The 14655-nt window shown below is 52.8% G+C and carries 14 protein-coding genes and 1 riboswitch; of the genes, 2 read left to right on the top strand and 12 right to left on the bottom strand.

Translation table 11 applies throughout. The annotated features are described in order from the left end of the window. Positions 1–5: 5 nt before the first annotated feature. The 12 genes from ystJ to IEW70_RS09150 form a co-directional block, all read right to left on the bottom strand. Positions 6–1256 carry an NADP-dependent malic enzyme gene (gene ystJ / locus IEW70_RS09205; protein ID WP_188647641.1) on the bottom strand — a complete coding sequence of 417 codons (1251 nt, stop codon included), beginning with the start codon at positions 1254–1256 and terminating at the stop codon, positions 6–8. Positions 1257–1897: 641 nt separating this feature from the next. Next, on the bottom strand, positions 1898–2485 hold the full coding sequence (locus IEW70_RS09200; protein WP_188647640.1) for a precorrin-2 dehydrogenase/sirohydrochlorin ferrochelatase family protein: 588 nt from the start codon (positions 2483–2485) through the stop codon (positions 1898–1900). Positions 2486–2497: 12 nt separating this feature from the next. Continuing rightward, complete coding sequence (gene cobA / locus IEW70_RS09195) at positions 2498–3295, bottom strand: uroporphyrinogen-III C-methyltransferase (RefSeq protein WP_188647639.1); 798 nt, start codon at positions 3293–3295, stop codon at positions 2498–2500. Positions 3296–3323: 28 nt separating this feature from the next. Further along, positions 3324–3533: a DUF3906 family protein gene (locus tag IEW70_RS09190; protein WP_188647638.1), complete on the bottom strand. Its 210-nt coding sequence runs from the start codon at positions 3531–3533 to the stop codon at positions 3324–3326. Positions 3534–3547: 14 nt separating this feature from the next. Then, complete coding sequence (locus tag IEW70_RS09185; RefSeq protein ID WP_188647637.1) at positions 3548–5179, bottom strand: nitrite/sulfite reductase; 1632 nt, start codon at positions 5177–5179, stop codon at positions 3548–3550. Between the two features lie 44 nt (positions 5180–5223). After that, positions 5224–5829, bottom strand: a complete 606-nt coding sequence (gene cysC / locus IEW70_RS09180; RefSeq protein WP_188647636.1) for an adenylyl-sulfate kinase — start codon at positions 5827–5829, stop codon at positions 5224–5226. 15 nt (positions 5830–5844) lie between these two features. Beyond that, complete coding sequence (sat, locus tag IEW70_RS09175) at positions 5845–7002, bottom strand: sulfate adenylyltransferase (RefSeq protein ID WP_188647635.1); 1158 nt, start codon at positions 7000–7002, stop codon at positions 5845–5847. A gap of 24 nt (positions 7003–7026) precedes the next feature. Next, positions 7027–8094 carry a sulfate permease gene (cysP, locus tag IEW70_RS09170; RefSeq protein ID WP_188647840.1) on the bottom strand — a complete coding sequence of 356 codons (1068 nt, stop codon included), beginning with the start codon at positions 8092–8094 and terminating at the stop codon, positions 7027–7029. Positions 8095–8118: 24 nt separating this feature from the next. Continuing rightward, on the bottom strand, positions 8119–8832 hold the full coding sequence (locus tag IEW70_RS09165; protein ID WP_188647634.1) for a phosphoadenylyl-sulfate reductase: 714 nt from the start codon (positions 8830–8832) through the stop codon (positions 8119–8121). A gap of 151 nt (positions 8833–8983) precedes the next feature. Further along, positions 8984–9133 carry a YezD family protein gene (locus IEW70_RS18135; RefSeq protein ID WP_268234852.1) on the bottom strand — a complete coding sequence of 50 codons (150 nt, stop codon included), beginning with the start codon at positions 9131–9133 and terminating at the stop codon, positions 8984–8986. A 79-nt stretch (positions 9134–9212) separates the two neighbouring features. After that, positions 9213–9314, bottom strand: a riboswitch (SAM riboswitch). A 151-nt stretch (positions 9315–9465) separates the two neighbouring features. Further along, positions 9466–10002, bottom strand: coding sequence for a phosphatidylglycerophosphatase A family protein (locus tag IEW70_RS09155; protein ID WP_188647633.1), 537 nt, complete (start codon positions 10000–10002; stop codon positions 9466–9468). A 73-nt stretch (positions 10003–10075) separates the two neighbouring features. Further along, positions 10076–13582, bottom strand: a complete 3507-nt coding sequence (locus IEW70_RS09150) for a DNA polymerase III subunit alpha (RefSeq protein WP_188647632.1) — start codon at positions 13580–13582, stop codon at positions 10076–10078. A 164-nt stretch (positions 13583–13746) separates the two neighbouring features. Here IEW70_RS09150 and IEW70_RS09145 point away from each other — a divergent pair, with 164 nt between their 5' ends. Together IEW70_RS09145 and IEW70_RS09140 are read left to right on the top strand one after the other, a co-directional pair. Further along, positions 13747–14079, top strand: coding sequence for a YtrH family sporulation protein (locus tag IEW70_RS09145; RefSeq protein WP_188647631.1), 333 nt, complete (start codon positions 13747–13749; stop codon positions 14077–14079). Further along, a complete protein-coding gene (locus IEW70_RS09140) occupies positions 14076–14648 on the top strand; it encodes a sporulation membrane protein YtrI (protein WP_188647630.1) in 573 nt (190 codons plus the stop codon). Before IEW70_RS09145 ends, IEW70_RS09140 begins: the two co-directional genes overlap by 4 nt. Positions 14649–14655: the final 7 nt, after the last annotated feature.

Here is a 14655-nt window from a genome sequence, read left to right as displayed (position 1 = left end):
ATGAATCAACCCAATGATGAGTCCTGTGTAATCGCTGATAGGTTCATTGTTTTTTCATAGATTTCCTGTGGATCCACTTGAATCCGGGCCACGCCGGTCTCCATGGCCGCACGTGCCACTTCCCGGGCGACTTGCGGAGCAACTTGAGGATGAAACGGAGCGGGAATCACATATTCCGGACACAGCTCTTCCTGTTGGATCAGATCGGCAATGGCATATGCGGCGGCCACTTTCATCTCTTCATTTATACTACGGGCGCGAACATCCAGTGCTCCCCGAAAAATCCCCGGGAAAGCCAGCACATTATTTACCTGGTTCGGAAAGTCGGATCGTCCGGTGCCCACGACTTTGGCTCCCGCTTCATACGCGTCCTCCGGCATAATCTCCGGCACCGGGTTGGCCATGGCAAAAATAATCGGATCCCGGTTCATCGAGGCCACCATTTCCTTGGTAACCGCACCTGCCACCGATACACCGATGAAGACGTCGGCCCCTTTCATGGCATCTGCCAAACTCCCCTGCAGGCCTTCCCGGTTGGTCATGCGGGCAATTCGTTCCTTCACGGGGTTCATTCCTTCAGCCCGTCCCTCGAAGATAATGCCGCGGCTGTCACACATGATGACATCCCGGACACCGAGATTTAAGAGCAACTTAATGATCGCAATCCCGGCCGCACCCGCTCCGTTGGCTACTACACGGATCTCTTCCATCCGCTTGTCTACCACTTTCAGTGCATTGATCAGTCCGGCCAAAGTAACGATCGCAGTACCATGCTGGTCGTCGTGGAATACGGGAATGTCGATCTCTTTCTTTAATCGCTCCTCAATCAAAAAGCATTTCGGAGCAGCAATATCTTCCAAATTGATCCCACCGAAGGTGGGAGCCAACAATTTAACCGTTTCCACAATTCGGTCCACCTCCGAAGTGTCCACGCACAACGGGAAAGCATCCACACCGGCGAAAGCTTTAAACAAAACCGCTTTTCCTTCCATCACGGGCATCGCCGCGTGAGGACCGATATTGCCCAGTCCCAGCACAGCAGTGCCATCGGAAACCACCGCTACCAAGTTTCCTTTCATGGTATAGTCAAACACTTTGCCGAGATCGGTGTGAATCTCCTTACAGGGCTCAGCCACCCCCGGAGAATAGGCCAGGCTAAGATCATGGGCGTTATGAACAGCGACCTTGGAACTTACAGTCAACTTTCCTTGATGTTCACGGTGCAGTTTCAACGATTCTTCGCGTAAAGAGGCCAAGCCTTTTCAACTCCTTTTCCGAGACGGTGGTCTGACCACTCACAATGTTTTTCATTATAGCAGAAACCCAAAAGGAAGAAAATACGGATGCATGGACCCACAGCCGCACCTTTGTGATACTTTTTCGCTCTTTGCGACCAAACTCCTTTCCCCCGCAACAAAAGAAACGGATCAGCTTGATGACAAACTTTGTTCTCTCAGGGTCTTTTGTTCGTCGTTTCCTTTTCTATAGGAACGAATATTGCGCGAATCTTGTTCCTTTGATCCACAAAAACACCCGGAATCCCGCTTGATGACAAACCTCTGAACCCAGCAAAAAGCTCTTCTACCCGTGTCACTCCCTCTCCGACGTCACCGATGCGATACGATCCGCTCCGAAACATAGCGTGACTTTGGAGCGGAGCGACAAAAAGCACGACTTGCGCTTTTTGAGTGCAATAACCAAGGGGTAAGCAAAAGGAAAAGCCCGTGTTGCACCCACAGGCATGATGAGCACCCATAGGCCTCTCTTTCGCTCCAGATCGTGCCATTTTTGCCTTGGTCCCGTTTCATCGCTAGGTACGTCGTTCAAAGGTCGCTTCTTGGTAGAAGAGCTTTTTCGTTCCCGAATTTTTCGTTCCCGAAGATGGACTTTATCAGCATCAATCCACCCGGGTGTCCCATAAGCTTTCCAACGCCTCATCCGCCATACGGCGAAGCTTCGCCCGGGTTTCCTTCTTATCGGTTGGTTCTCGTAACAATCGGTTCCGTTTTTCCATTAAGGTATCCAGTGCATCCGCCCAATCCCGACTGAACATCGCGGCCAAACGGTCGCGAATTCGAACGGCCAGAGAGGGACTGGCCCCACCCGTGGACACAGCAACCGTTAACCTTCCCCGTCGAAAATGAGCCGGAATGGTAAAGTTGCCGGACTGTGGTTGGTCAGCGATGTTTACCAGTTGATGAGGTTGTACGCTGTCCGCCACCTGTTGATTTACTTCGGCGGAATCCGTCGCGGCCACCACCACCCAAAACCCTTGGACATCTTCAGGAGCAAACGGTTTCTTCCGCCACACCAACCGTTGCTCCCGATGCCATTGATCCAACGGGGGAGAAAGTGTCGGAGCCACCACTGTCACTTTCGCTCCAGCCTCTGTCAGACCGGCGATTTTACGGGCCGCCACCTTACCGCCGCCGATCACCAGAACAGGCTTTTTTTCCAGCGACAACATAAGGGGGTATTCACTCATGTTTCTGCCTCCTTAACCAACTCCTCCCGACTCCGCTACAGCCATTTCGCCCATCTTGCCCGGCTCAAAACTTTGTTCAAACCAGCGCAGCTTTTCCCGCAACGCCACCACCGGACCCACCAGGATCATGGTCGGGTTTTGTATGCGGTGTTTTTCAGCGATTTCGGTCAAATTGCCCAACGTCCCCGTCACCGTCACTTGTCCCCGGGTAGTGCCCCATTGTACCAACGCCGCAGGGGTAAAGGGATCTTTGCCGTGACAGATCAGCTGGTCTTGGATATAGGGAAGGTTGCTGACCCCCATGTAGATGGCCAGCGTATCAATCCCCTTGGCCAGACTTTCCCAGCGGAGGGACTCTTCTTCTCCCTTTCTCCTGTGTCCTGTCACAAAAGCAAAGGTGGATCCGTAATCCCGGTGAGTAACGGGAATGCCGGCATAGGCGGGTGCGGCAATGCCCGCCGTAATCCCGGGGATCACTTCGAAAGGAATCCCGTGTCGTACCAGTGCTTCCGCTTCTTCGCCGCCTCTTCCGTAAACGAAGGGATCACCGCCCTTCAGGCGCGTAACCACTTTTCCGGCGGCCGCATGTTTGACCAGAAAATGATGAATGGTTTCCTGTTTCATTGTATGGTAATGGGGCAGCTTGCCGCAATAAATCAGGTCAGCGTCCGGTTTGGCATACTCCAATAACTCTTTATTGATTAAGCGGTCATATAAAATGACATCGGCTTCCCGGATGCACCGTACCCCTTTGATGGTAATCAGTTCAGGATCGCCCGGTCCCGCCCCCACCAGATAAACTTTCCCCAACCCGATCCCTCCTTTTTCAGTCTAATCCTCATTCGGATGCGGGCTGTAAGACAAACCCGCATCCTTTACCGATTCTTTTTTTCTCATGTAATGTGATCTCTTCAACATCCGGCACACTTAGAAAATGCTTTTCCAGCTCCACATCCACTTGACCGAACGCCCGGTCATCATTCTCCGCGACAATGATGACCGGAACCACCCCGTCCTCAAGGGTGACTTCAAAACGATATAAATACACAGAGTCCCTCTCCCTTATGAAGCAGGTGCAGTGATCTCGTCCAAAATACGGGTCAACTCTTCCTGCAGCGGCTCCGTTCCCACGCGCTGCACAAAATCATAAAAGGATTCACCCTGCTCTTTTTGCTCCTTAAAGTACGTGATCAACTCTTTCAAGACGGGTCCGAGAATCTGAGCATCCACTTTCCCTTTCAACTTCTGGTTGAACTCGCCTCCGTGATCCAATGTGCCCCCCACATAAATCTCAAATGCTTCCACCATCCGTTTGTCGGCAGTCCGCATTTTGATACCCTGCAACCCGATATCGGCAATCTGCCGTTGACCGCAGGAATTGGGACAACCCACCATGTGCAAGCGAAGAGGGACATCTACAGAAACGTGCTCATCCAGGTATTCCGCCAAGCGGCGCATCCGCTCTTTGGTCTCCACAATCGCCAGATTGCAGTATTCAATACCGGTGCAGGAGACAGAAAATGCGGTAAACTGCGGAGGATCGATACGAAAGCGCTCCTGAAAGATCTCTTCCGCGAGAAGGGCCTCCACGTGTTCATCGGGGATGTTGGGCAAAATGATATTTTGCGAGTTGCAGTTGCGGATCTCGCCTGTTCCGTATTTTTTGGAGATACGGGCCAGCTCCAACACTTCTTCTGCCGTCAGTCTGCCGACGGGGACATTGAAGCCGATATAGTTGAGACCCGGTTGCTTTTGCCGATGCACCCCGTAAAAATAGCCGGCATTCCACTCCCGGGTGAGCTCTTTCCCTTTTTCCGGCAGGGGTCCTGTGTATTCCAGCAGCTTTTCGGTAAACTTCTCTGCACCCCAATCCGCTACCAAGAACTTGAGACGGGCCCGGTGACGCTTGATCCGGTATCCGTAATCCCGGAAAATGGTGGTAACGGCCACGGCCACCTCTTTTACTTGTTCCGGGCGGACAAACACGTTCAATGTTTGTGCCAGATAGGGCTTGGCCGACAAACCGCCGCCCACTTTCACATGAAAGCCGAGCACTTCCTCACCATCGATCGTTTTGACCGCCGGTACAAAAGAGAGACAGTTGATTTCTGCGTGGGCCGCATTATGCACATTGGCGCTGATGGACATTTTATACTTTCGTGGAAGATTGGAAAAGTCTTCGTTATGCTGGAAGAATCGGAACACTTCTTCCACAATCGGCGCAGTGTCCATTGTTTCTGCCGGATCAATCCCTGCCAAAGGGTTGCCGGTGATATTCCGGGCGATGTCGCCGCAGGCTCCTGCGGTGGACAAGCCCACTTTCTTCAACCGCTCAAAGATATCGGGAATCTCTTCAATACGCAGCCAGTGAAATTGAACGGCTTGACGGGTGGTCACATCAAAAATCCCCCGTCCGTAATCCCGGCTAATTTTTGCCAAAGCGACCGCTTGCTCATAGTTTAAAATACCGGAAGGGACGCACACCCGCATCATAAAGTAGCCGTCTTCCTTGGGACGTTGGAGGTACAGCCCCGCCCATTTGAACATCGGCCACTCTTCTTTGGGAATGGCCTCAAACCCTTCCTTTGCATAGCGGGGAATGTCTTCAAAGATCTTAAGACCATCCCGGGCAAGTTTTTGCTTTTCTGTGGCGTTCAGCTTTTCTTCGTTCGCCCAATGTTTTACATAAGCCATCTTATCGGCTCCTTTCCAATCGTCATGCTCCTGGGTGCAATCCGTTAACCGGCGGGAATATAGTCATGCTCTTCCAAATAGACGAGCAAATCCTGCACACATTGATCCAAGCTTTTTCGGTCGGTTTCCAACACCAGTTCCGGCTGCTCCGGTGCTTCATACGGCGAACTGATGCCGGTGAATTCCGGAATCTTTCCTTGACGCGCCTTTTGATACAGCCCTTTGGGATCCCGCCGTTCGCATTCTTCCAAACCGCACTTCACATACACTTCGATGAATTCGCCGGGTTCCAGCCGCTCCCGCACGCGTGCACGGTCTTCCCGATACGGAGAAATAAAAGCTGTCAGCGCAAACTGCCCGCTGTCCACAAACAGTTTGGCCACCTCCCCGATCCGCCGAATGTTCTCTTTGCGATCCTCCGGGGAAAAGCCCAGTCCTTGATTCAAGCCGTGTCGGATATTGTCCCCATCCAGCACATAGCTCTGGATTCCCCGTTCAAAAAGAGCCCGGCTGAGTGCATTGGCCAGAGTGGATTTCCCCGAACCGGACAACCCCGTAAACCAGATGCAGCTGCTGCGGTAGCCGTTTTTCCGTTGCCGTTCTTCTTTGGTAACGGAAGTTTCGTGCCAGACGATGTTGGCAGTGGTCATCCTCTACTTCCCCTTTCAACTCTGAGTGACAGGTGTTTTTTGCATCCCCCGGATCAACACTTCCACCACTTCCGGCCGGCTGAAGGTGACCGGAGGCTTTTCGCCGCTGCGCAACATCTCCCGCACCTTGGTACCGGACAGGATCACCCGGTCCTCGTTCCCGTGAGGGCAGGTTTTGGTGGAAGCCATATTGCCGCATCGGTTGCAGTAGAAGCTGTGTTCAAAAAAGAGCGGCGTAATCCCCAACTCTTCCGGTTCAAAATGGCTGAAGATCCGTTGCGCATCATACGTGCCGTAATAGTTGCCTACGCCAGCATGATCACGCCCCACGATAAAATGTGTACACCCGTAGTTCTTTCGAACCAGCGCGTGGAAGATCGCCTCCCGGGGACCGGCGTAGCGCATGGCAGCAGGGAATACCGCCAAAAATACCCGATCCTGCGGATAATAGTGTTTCAGCAGAACTTGATAGCTTTCCATCCGAACATCGGCGGGAATGTCATCGGATTTGGTTTCTCCCACCAAGGGATTCAAAAACAGACCGTCTACAATCTCCAGAGCGGTTTTCTGGATATACTCGTGGGCCCGGTGAACCGGATTGCGTGTCTGAAATCCGACGACCGTCTTCCACCCCAGCTCATCGAACCGGGCACGGGTCTCCGCAGGGTCCAAATAAAATTCGACAAAACGATCCTTCCGAGGCCGGTTGACTAAGGTGATCGGTCCCGCCAGATAAACGGGACCGCGCTCATACAGCTTCTTCACACCGGGATGAGCCCATTCCGTGGTACGAAAGACGTTTTCTGCTTCCACTTCTTTGTCCGGCACATACTTTTCGGTCAACTCCAGCACTCCGTAAACCACGCCGTCTTTGACCAGCTTCACCTGTTCTCCCAGCGGCAATGTTTCCGCCTGCTCTTCGCTGACCGGCAATGTAATAGGAATGCTCCACGGTAGGCCATTTTCCAGACGCATCTGATGAATCACGGATTCATAGTCCCGCTGCCCCATAAATCCGGTCAACGGACTGTATGCCCCGATCCCGATCAACTCCAGATCGCTCAAGGCCATCCCGTCCAACTCTACTTGGTGCTGCACATCCTTATAAGCCAAATCGGGCTGCCACCGGTAAATCAAGCGTCCTCCGTGAGGAATACTGTTGTTGCCACTCATGAATCATCCTCCTTCATCATTCGTTCAAATGCCGCCTCCATGCTCATGCAGGGACCTTCTCTCCCTACGAACCGACTGCCACAAGCTGATCGTGCCCACCGTGGCAATAAAGACACTGCTGACAACAATCAGGGAATAAAGGTCCCCGTCGATCAGCACTTTGACCAATCCATAAGCGATGACCAGCGAGATCACCGGAGAAACCAACCAGACCTTCATCATCTGAACAATCACACGTTTCTGCCAGATGGACATCCCTCTTTTGACTGTCCCGATCCCGATGATGGCGGATGTCGTCACTTGCGTCAGAGGAACCGGCATCCCCATAAAGGAGGCCGCCAGCACCAGAGCGCCACCAGTAGCGGAAATGGACGTCCCCTCCAACAAGGTAATGTCCGTAATCCGCTTTCCGTTGGTCTCCAGTACTTTTCCGCCCATCAATACAGCACCCAAAGCGACAAACGCCCCGCCGAATATCACACCCTGATTCACCGAAATCAGCCCCGCACCCACCAGAGGGCCGACGGAGTTGGCCACGTTATTGGCTCCGGCGGAGACGGCCTCGAGAAATCCGGCTCCTGCCAACAGAAACGTCAGCCCTTTCTTCCACCCCGGCCGCCGAAATCTCCGTCCTTCCAGATAAGCAGCGCATTTCCCCGCCGCCAGAGCCAACAGAAAGGCAGCTGCAGGGACAAGCACCCAAAAGGAGACGACCACCAGTAGTTTTTTCGCATAAAAGGACTGAAAGGCGATTCCCGCCCCAATCACAGCCCCGACGGTCACCTCGCTGGTGGATAAAGGAATTCCCAACAGATTGGCGAGAAACAAAGACAACGCCGCGGAAGAAAGGATAATGACCGCCAGTTTCACTGTGATCAGAGAGGAAGGGATCAGTCCGGAACCGATCGTTTTCACCACTTCGCCCCCGCCGAACACCGCCCCGAGGAACACCCCGATTCCGCACAAGAGCAGAGCCCATCTCCTTCGGGGAACAGCACCGGCGCCATAGGCAATGCCCATCGAGGCAGCAGCTCCGCTCGCACCAATGTTCATGGCGAAGAAAAAAGCCACGCTGTAAGCGATAATGATCATCAAAGACATAGACTCACATTCTTCCTACTTGGAGTGCAAACCGCATTCCGTTTTTGCAAAATTGGCCCAGCGTCCCGCCCGAAAATCTTCTCCATCCGCTACCGGAAGAGTGCAGGGAGCGCATCCGATACTGGGATATCCCTGATCATGAAGCACGTGATACGGCAGATCTCTCTCCCGGATATACTGCCAAACTTCGTCCCATGTCCAATGAATCAAGGGGCAAATTTTTACTGTGTGGAATTTTTCGTCTTTGTTCAAAAACTGCGTCCACCGGCGGGTGGGGGACTGTTCCCGGCGCAAACCGGAAATCCAGGCTTCCACACCTTGCAGCGCTTCCGTCAGCGGCTCCAGCTTCCGCAGGCGGCAGCACTGATCCGGTGCTGTTTTCCACAAGGCTTCCCCGTATTTCTCTGCTTGCTCTTCTACCGTCAGGGCCGGTTGTCGGCTCTCCAGCCGCAATTGGGGAAAACGCTCCCGTACCTGTTCCAACACTTCATAGGTCTCCTGAAAATGCAGCCCCGTATCGAGAAAAAGAACATGCGCATCCGGCTGGATTCGGGAAATCAAATCGAGCAGTACCATCCCTTCAGCTCCCATACTGCAGGCATACAGCACCTGCTCTCCATACTCCCTGAAGGCCCATTCCAGTACTTTCTGAGCACCATGGGTTGGATCGTTGATCGAGAAAACCGGTTTTTTGATGTCATCCCAATTGTGATACGTCAACGGTGCCAACTTGGTTCCCCTCCTTTTCCAAACAACGAAAAAGGCACCTTTATTCCGCTAAAGCCACAGCTTTAAAGCCGTGGGCACAGCACCGGCCGGTGCCCGGAATAAAGGCGCCTCTAGTTTGTCTAGTCAGCAACCTTTTCACGGGGTATCCCTGTCATTTGATACGTACTTTTTCGTTTTTTTCCAACTGAATCACTTTTCCGTCCTGTACGACCAAGGTGATGGAGCCATACCGCATGGATTCCAACATCGCCCGAATATGCTCGACCACCTCTTCAAAGGATTGCCGGTTGTTTTGACTCACCTCTGCGTCCTCCTATACTCACGGCTATGAAAAAAGCCTTCCCATTTTGGAAAGACCGAGGCGATACATATGGGTACCTACCTTATCTCCCAAAATGGCTGGACTTGGCACCTTACATACAACATCCGTGCAGGTTGCCGGGCTTCATGGGGCCAGTTCCCTCCGCCGCTCTTGATAAGATGGTTCGATTTGTTCTTAATCTTAACGACTGCCTGACACAAAGTCAACCCATTTTCCCAAGTTTTTTGATCGGATTTATTCCTTTAGTTACAAACACACCGCAAAAAACAACCGGACCTGGGATAAGGTCCGGTTGTTCGACTAAAGAGACATCACTTCCCCTGGGAAGAGTCTGCTTCCCCCTTGTCGGGCAAAGGATCCCGATCCGCATGGTATCGTTCCCAGTCGGGGTTCTGGTGGGCGATGCGGGCAGAAGCGGCAGCGGCGATGCCGGAAATAAGATCATCCAGGAAAACATGCACCTCTCCCGAATGGTTGTTAAGCTGATGGATAATTCCTTGCTTGGTTTTATCCAGATAACCGAAGCTGGTTAAGCCGATGGTACCGTATACGTTGGTTATGCTCAAAGCGAGAATCTCATCAACCCCGTACAAGGGTTCATCCACTTCCATCATCTGTTGCAGCGGCTCCGGCAAACATTTCTTTTCAGCCAATTCATCGATGGCGATGCCTGTGATAATCGCGTTTTGTACTTCTCTTTTTTTCAACACCTGGCGTACACTTTCCAAACATTGTTCCTTTTTCAGTTCATCATTGTATGGCCGTTGCAGATCATAGACGATATCGGCGATGGATTCCAATGGGACACCCCGTTGTTGCAACAGTTTCGTTACGTGGTGGTAAAACAACGGTTTCCACCCTCTTCTGAAAACAAGTCGTAAACCATCCTATGTCTGTTTTCCCGGCAAGGTACCGAAGGAATCAACCCTTTAGGTGATAGGAATGTTTTCCTAGGATTTCCTCGATGCCCGCAAGACATTCTTGTGAGGGATGGACCCCGTACTTGGCTACAGGAAGAGCCAACACTTTCCGTGAACGCTGATACACCAACACCACCGGCATGTTCCCGGAATGGGAGGTCAGCCATTGCTTCAGCCGTTCCAAAGTGGCAGCGTCTTCTCGTTTCGGTGCGATCCGCAGGTAGAGGACCTCTCCCCTGGCGGGTATCGGGTTCGGCGGAGAAGAATCCGTTTGATCTGAAGCAGAAGGAACCTTCGGCTCTCTATGAGCGGACCCATCATCCCTTTGCTCTCCCGATCTCGCCAATCTCTCCAAGTCTTCCAACGTATCGGCCAAAATCTTGACGCCCTCCTCGTGATGATTCACCTTGCCCGAGACTTTGACGGGACGATCTGTTTGCAATAAGGTCCGATATTGCCGCAACACGCGGGGGAAGATCACCACTTCCGCTTGGCGGGAGTGATCTTCCAAATGGACAAAGGCCATTGCTTCTCCGCGTTTGGTAGTGACAGGCTTTACTTCCGTGATGATTCCTGCCACATGCACTCGTTCCCCGTCCCGTGTCTCGCCCAGGCTGCCGAGGGAATGGTCCGTCAAGCGGGAAATGATGTTCCGATAAGCGTCCAAAGGATGGCCGGAAACGTACAGACCCAGCAGTTCCCGTTCCAGCTCCAGCTGCTCTTTCTCCGTGAAGGGTTGCACCTGATACTTGTATCGCGGGGCACTATTCTCTTGCTGTTCTTCGAACAGGCGGAGCTGGTTCTCCTTTTGCCGCTTTTGGAAGGCAGCTCCTTGTTCCATCGCCTCATCCAACATGGCCAGTTTCAGAGCGCGATGGCCGGGAAGAGAGTCCATCGCCCCACATTGGATAATAGATTCGATCACCCGGCGGTTGCACGTCCGCAAGTCCACTCGCCGGCAAAAGTCAAACAGATCGGCAAAGGGTCCCTTTTTCCGCTGCCCGATAATGGACTCAATCGCATGGGTTCCGACGTTTTTTATAGCTGCAAGTCCCATCCGTATGGCACCGTCTTTGACGGAGAAAGCCCGTTCACTCTCCTGTACGTCAGGCAACAGGACCTTGATGCCCATCCGGCGGCAATCCTCGATATACTCCGCCATCTTTCCGTGACTGCCCATGACGGTGGTGAGGAGGGCAGCCATGAACTGCAACGGATAGTTGGCTTTCAAATAGGCTGTCTGGTATGCCAGCACAGCGTATGCAGCAGAGTGACTTCGGTTGAATCCGTAATTGGCAAAACGGACGATCAAATCATACACTTCCCGCCCTGTCTGCTCGTCATACCCTTGCTTCATGCAGCCTCGCACAAATGCCTCGCGCTGCTGATCGAGAAGATCCCGCTTTTTCTTGGATACCGCTCGCCGGAGCAAGTCGGCATGCCCCAAGCTGAATCCTGCCATGTGGGCCGCAATCTGCATGATCTGCTCCTGATAGACGATGATTCCGTAGGTATCCTTCAAAATGGGCTCCAGATCAGGATGGGGATAATGTACCTTTTCCCGCCCGTGTTTTGCCCGGATAAAACGGGGGATCTGCTCCATCGGGCCCGGTCTGTACAACGCTAGTACAGCGATGATGTCCTCAAAGTTGCTGGGCTTCAACTCCCGCAACACCCGCCGCATCCCCGTCGATTCCATCTGAAATACTCCGGTGGTCTCTCCCTCCGACAGCAGGCGGTAGGCAGCCGGGTCATCATATCGAGAACCTGCAAAATCAACCTCTTCTCCCTTTGTTTTCCGGATCAATTCAATCGCCCGCTCAATCACCGTCAAATTGCGGAGCCCCAGAAAATCCGCCTTTAACAGGCCGATCTTTTCCAACGCTTCCATGGGATATTGGGTCAAACTGTTGCCTTCGCTGCCCCGCTCCAAGGGAACATGGTTGGTCAGCGCATCCGGGGAAATTACCACTCCCGCCGCATGGGTGGATGCGTGGCGGGGCATCCCTTCCACCTTTCGTACGGTTTCCATCATCCGGGCGATTCGGGGATGCTCCTTACACCATTGATCCAACTCGGACCCCGGTGTCATCACGTCCTTCAGCTTCACTCCCGGTCCGGCGGGAATCATTTTGGCGGTACGGTCCACCTCGGCATAAGGGAGGCCCATGACCCGGCCCACATCCCGCACAGCGGCACGGGCAGCCATCGTTCCAAACGTGATAATCTGCGCCACCCGATCGGAGCCGTACTTTCGGGTAACGTACTCGATCACTTCGTCCCGCCGCTCATAGTTGAAATCAATATCGATATCCGGCATGCTGATCCGTTCGGGATTGAGAAAACGTTCAAACAAGAGTTTGTAACGGATCGGGTCCACATCGGTAATCTGCAGCACATAAGCGACCAAGCTTCCGGCAGCGGAGCCGCGCCCGGGCCCCGTCGCGATTCCCCGTTCCCGGGCAAAGCGTATAAAGTCCCACACGATTAGGAAATAATCGCTAAACCCCATCCCCTCAATCACCGACAGCTCGTAATCGAGGCGCTTTTGCACCGTTTCTCGAAGCTCCCCGTACCGTTTTCGAGCTCCCGCTTCACACAAGTGACGCAGGTAGGTAGCGGAAGTATGGCCCTCCGGCACCGGAAAGCGAGGCAACAGCCTCTCCCCCATCGGAATCTCCACCCGGCACCGATCGGCAATGCGGCGGGTATTGTGGATAGCTTGCGGAACATGGGCAAACAGCCGTTCCATCTCCTCCGGCGGTTTCAGGTAAACCTGATCCGTCGGAAATCGAAACCGGTCCTCCTCCTCTACCCTCCGGCCAGTGCCAATGCAGAGGAGGCAATCATGCACTTCTGCGTCTTCCCGTTGAACATAGTGCAGATCGTTGGTCGCTACCAGGGGAATCCCCATCGCCTGCGACAATCCGATCAATTGCCGATTAACCTGTTGCTGTTCATGCAGACCGTGATCCTGCAACTCAAAAAAGAAGTTTTCCGGCCCGAAAATCTCCCGATATTGCTCGGCTAATTCCCGAGCGCGAGACAGATTTCCCTTTAGAATCGCCTGGGGAATCTCCCCGGCCAGACAGGAACTGGTCGCAATCAACCCGCGGCTGTGACGGCGCAAAAGGGCCTTGTCCACGCGAGGCTTATAATGAAACCCCCGCAAGTGTGCTTCGGATACCAGCTTCATCAAGTTCTGGTACCCCTCAAAAGTCTCTGCCAGCAACAGCAGGTGATAAATCCCTTTATCCTTGGCAGGGGGCTTTTCTTCCATGGGCCCTTCGGCAAGGTAGACTTCACACCCGATAATAGGATGAATGCCCGCTTCCTTGCATGCCTCATAAAAGGGGATCACCCCGTACATCGCTCCGTGGTCCGTCACGGCAAGCGCATCAAATCCCTGGGCTTTCGCTTCCCGGATCAAGTCGTTGATCCGGGCGGCGCCATCCAGCAAACTGTATTCGGTATGTACATGTAAGTGAACAAAAGACGAACGTTTCATGTTTGTCACCTTCCGGTGCCTGTATCACTCTTTTTTCCTATTATAACGAATCGGACCCCATGCGAACACATTTTCCCCCATTTACTCCCTGTCCACATAATTCCATCCTGTCCATCATAGAGTGTATAGTAACGATTGGGTATACGGAAGGAAGGCGGGAAAGTATGGGCGACTTCTGGTCCACCACCATCCTGAACTATTGCATTGCCCTGGGAGTCGTCCTGGGCGGATCTTTTTTAGGAGGAATAGGGGCTTTTTTTGGAAACAAGCCGCCCATGGACGCGATGTTGAATCTAAGTGAACAGCTGAAAATCTGGGCTTTGGTTGCCGCATTGGGAGGAACCTTTGATACGATTCGCACCTTTGAGGTCCATATCCTGGGCGGGGAGCTGAGCCAGGTGTTTCAACAGCTGATCTTTATTTTGAGTGCCTTTTCCGGCGCCCATTTCGGCACCCTGCTCATTCGCTGGCTGATTCAGGGAGACCTGGGAGGATGATGCGAATGAACGGCTCCCGGCTTCGTCTATTGGTTTCCTTTATTTTGGGAATCTTGTGTGGAGCGGTGTGGATGACCCTTTTATACGGCCAAACCTTGGACGGGCTGTATCTGGAACGGGATGCGATCTATTACGCCAATAACCAGAAGCTCAAAGAAATTCAGCTGTTGCAACAGGAATTGAACAAATATGCAGAACAGGATGCCCATCGCAGAGAAACATCGAGCAAAATCCAGAAGATTGCGGTGGAAGTGGAGAGCAGTGAAAAGTTCGGTCAGGAGTTGATTAAAGAAAAAGTGGAGGAAATCGTAGAGCCCTTTCGGGGTAAATCGGTGGAATGGGTCAGCAACAATCCGGACGTGCTGGATACGTTGTTCAAAGAACGTACGATCCGACTGTCGGAGCAAAACCGGCCGGTGGAGCTGAAAATCGAGCTGAAATATTTGGCCTTTATCGACAATACCCTGAAAATATGGGTAAAAGCACGCGAAATTTCTGAAAAAGGTGTGACTGTCGGTCGAAAGAGATTCGCAATTCCCCTCGTTTCATTGTATTATTATACTAGATGAAGTAAAG

The sequence above is a fragment of the Marinithermofilum abyssi genome (assembly GCF_014641195.1).
GTDB lineage: Bacteria > Bacillota > Bacilli > Thermoactinomycetales > DSM-45169 > Marinithermofilum > Marinithermofilum abyssi.
The sequence above is the reverse complement of the archived record's forward strand: the minus strand, read 5'-3'. Positions and strand labels throughout refer to the sequence as shown.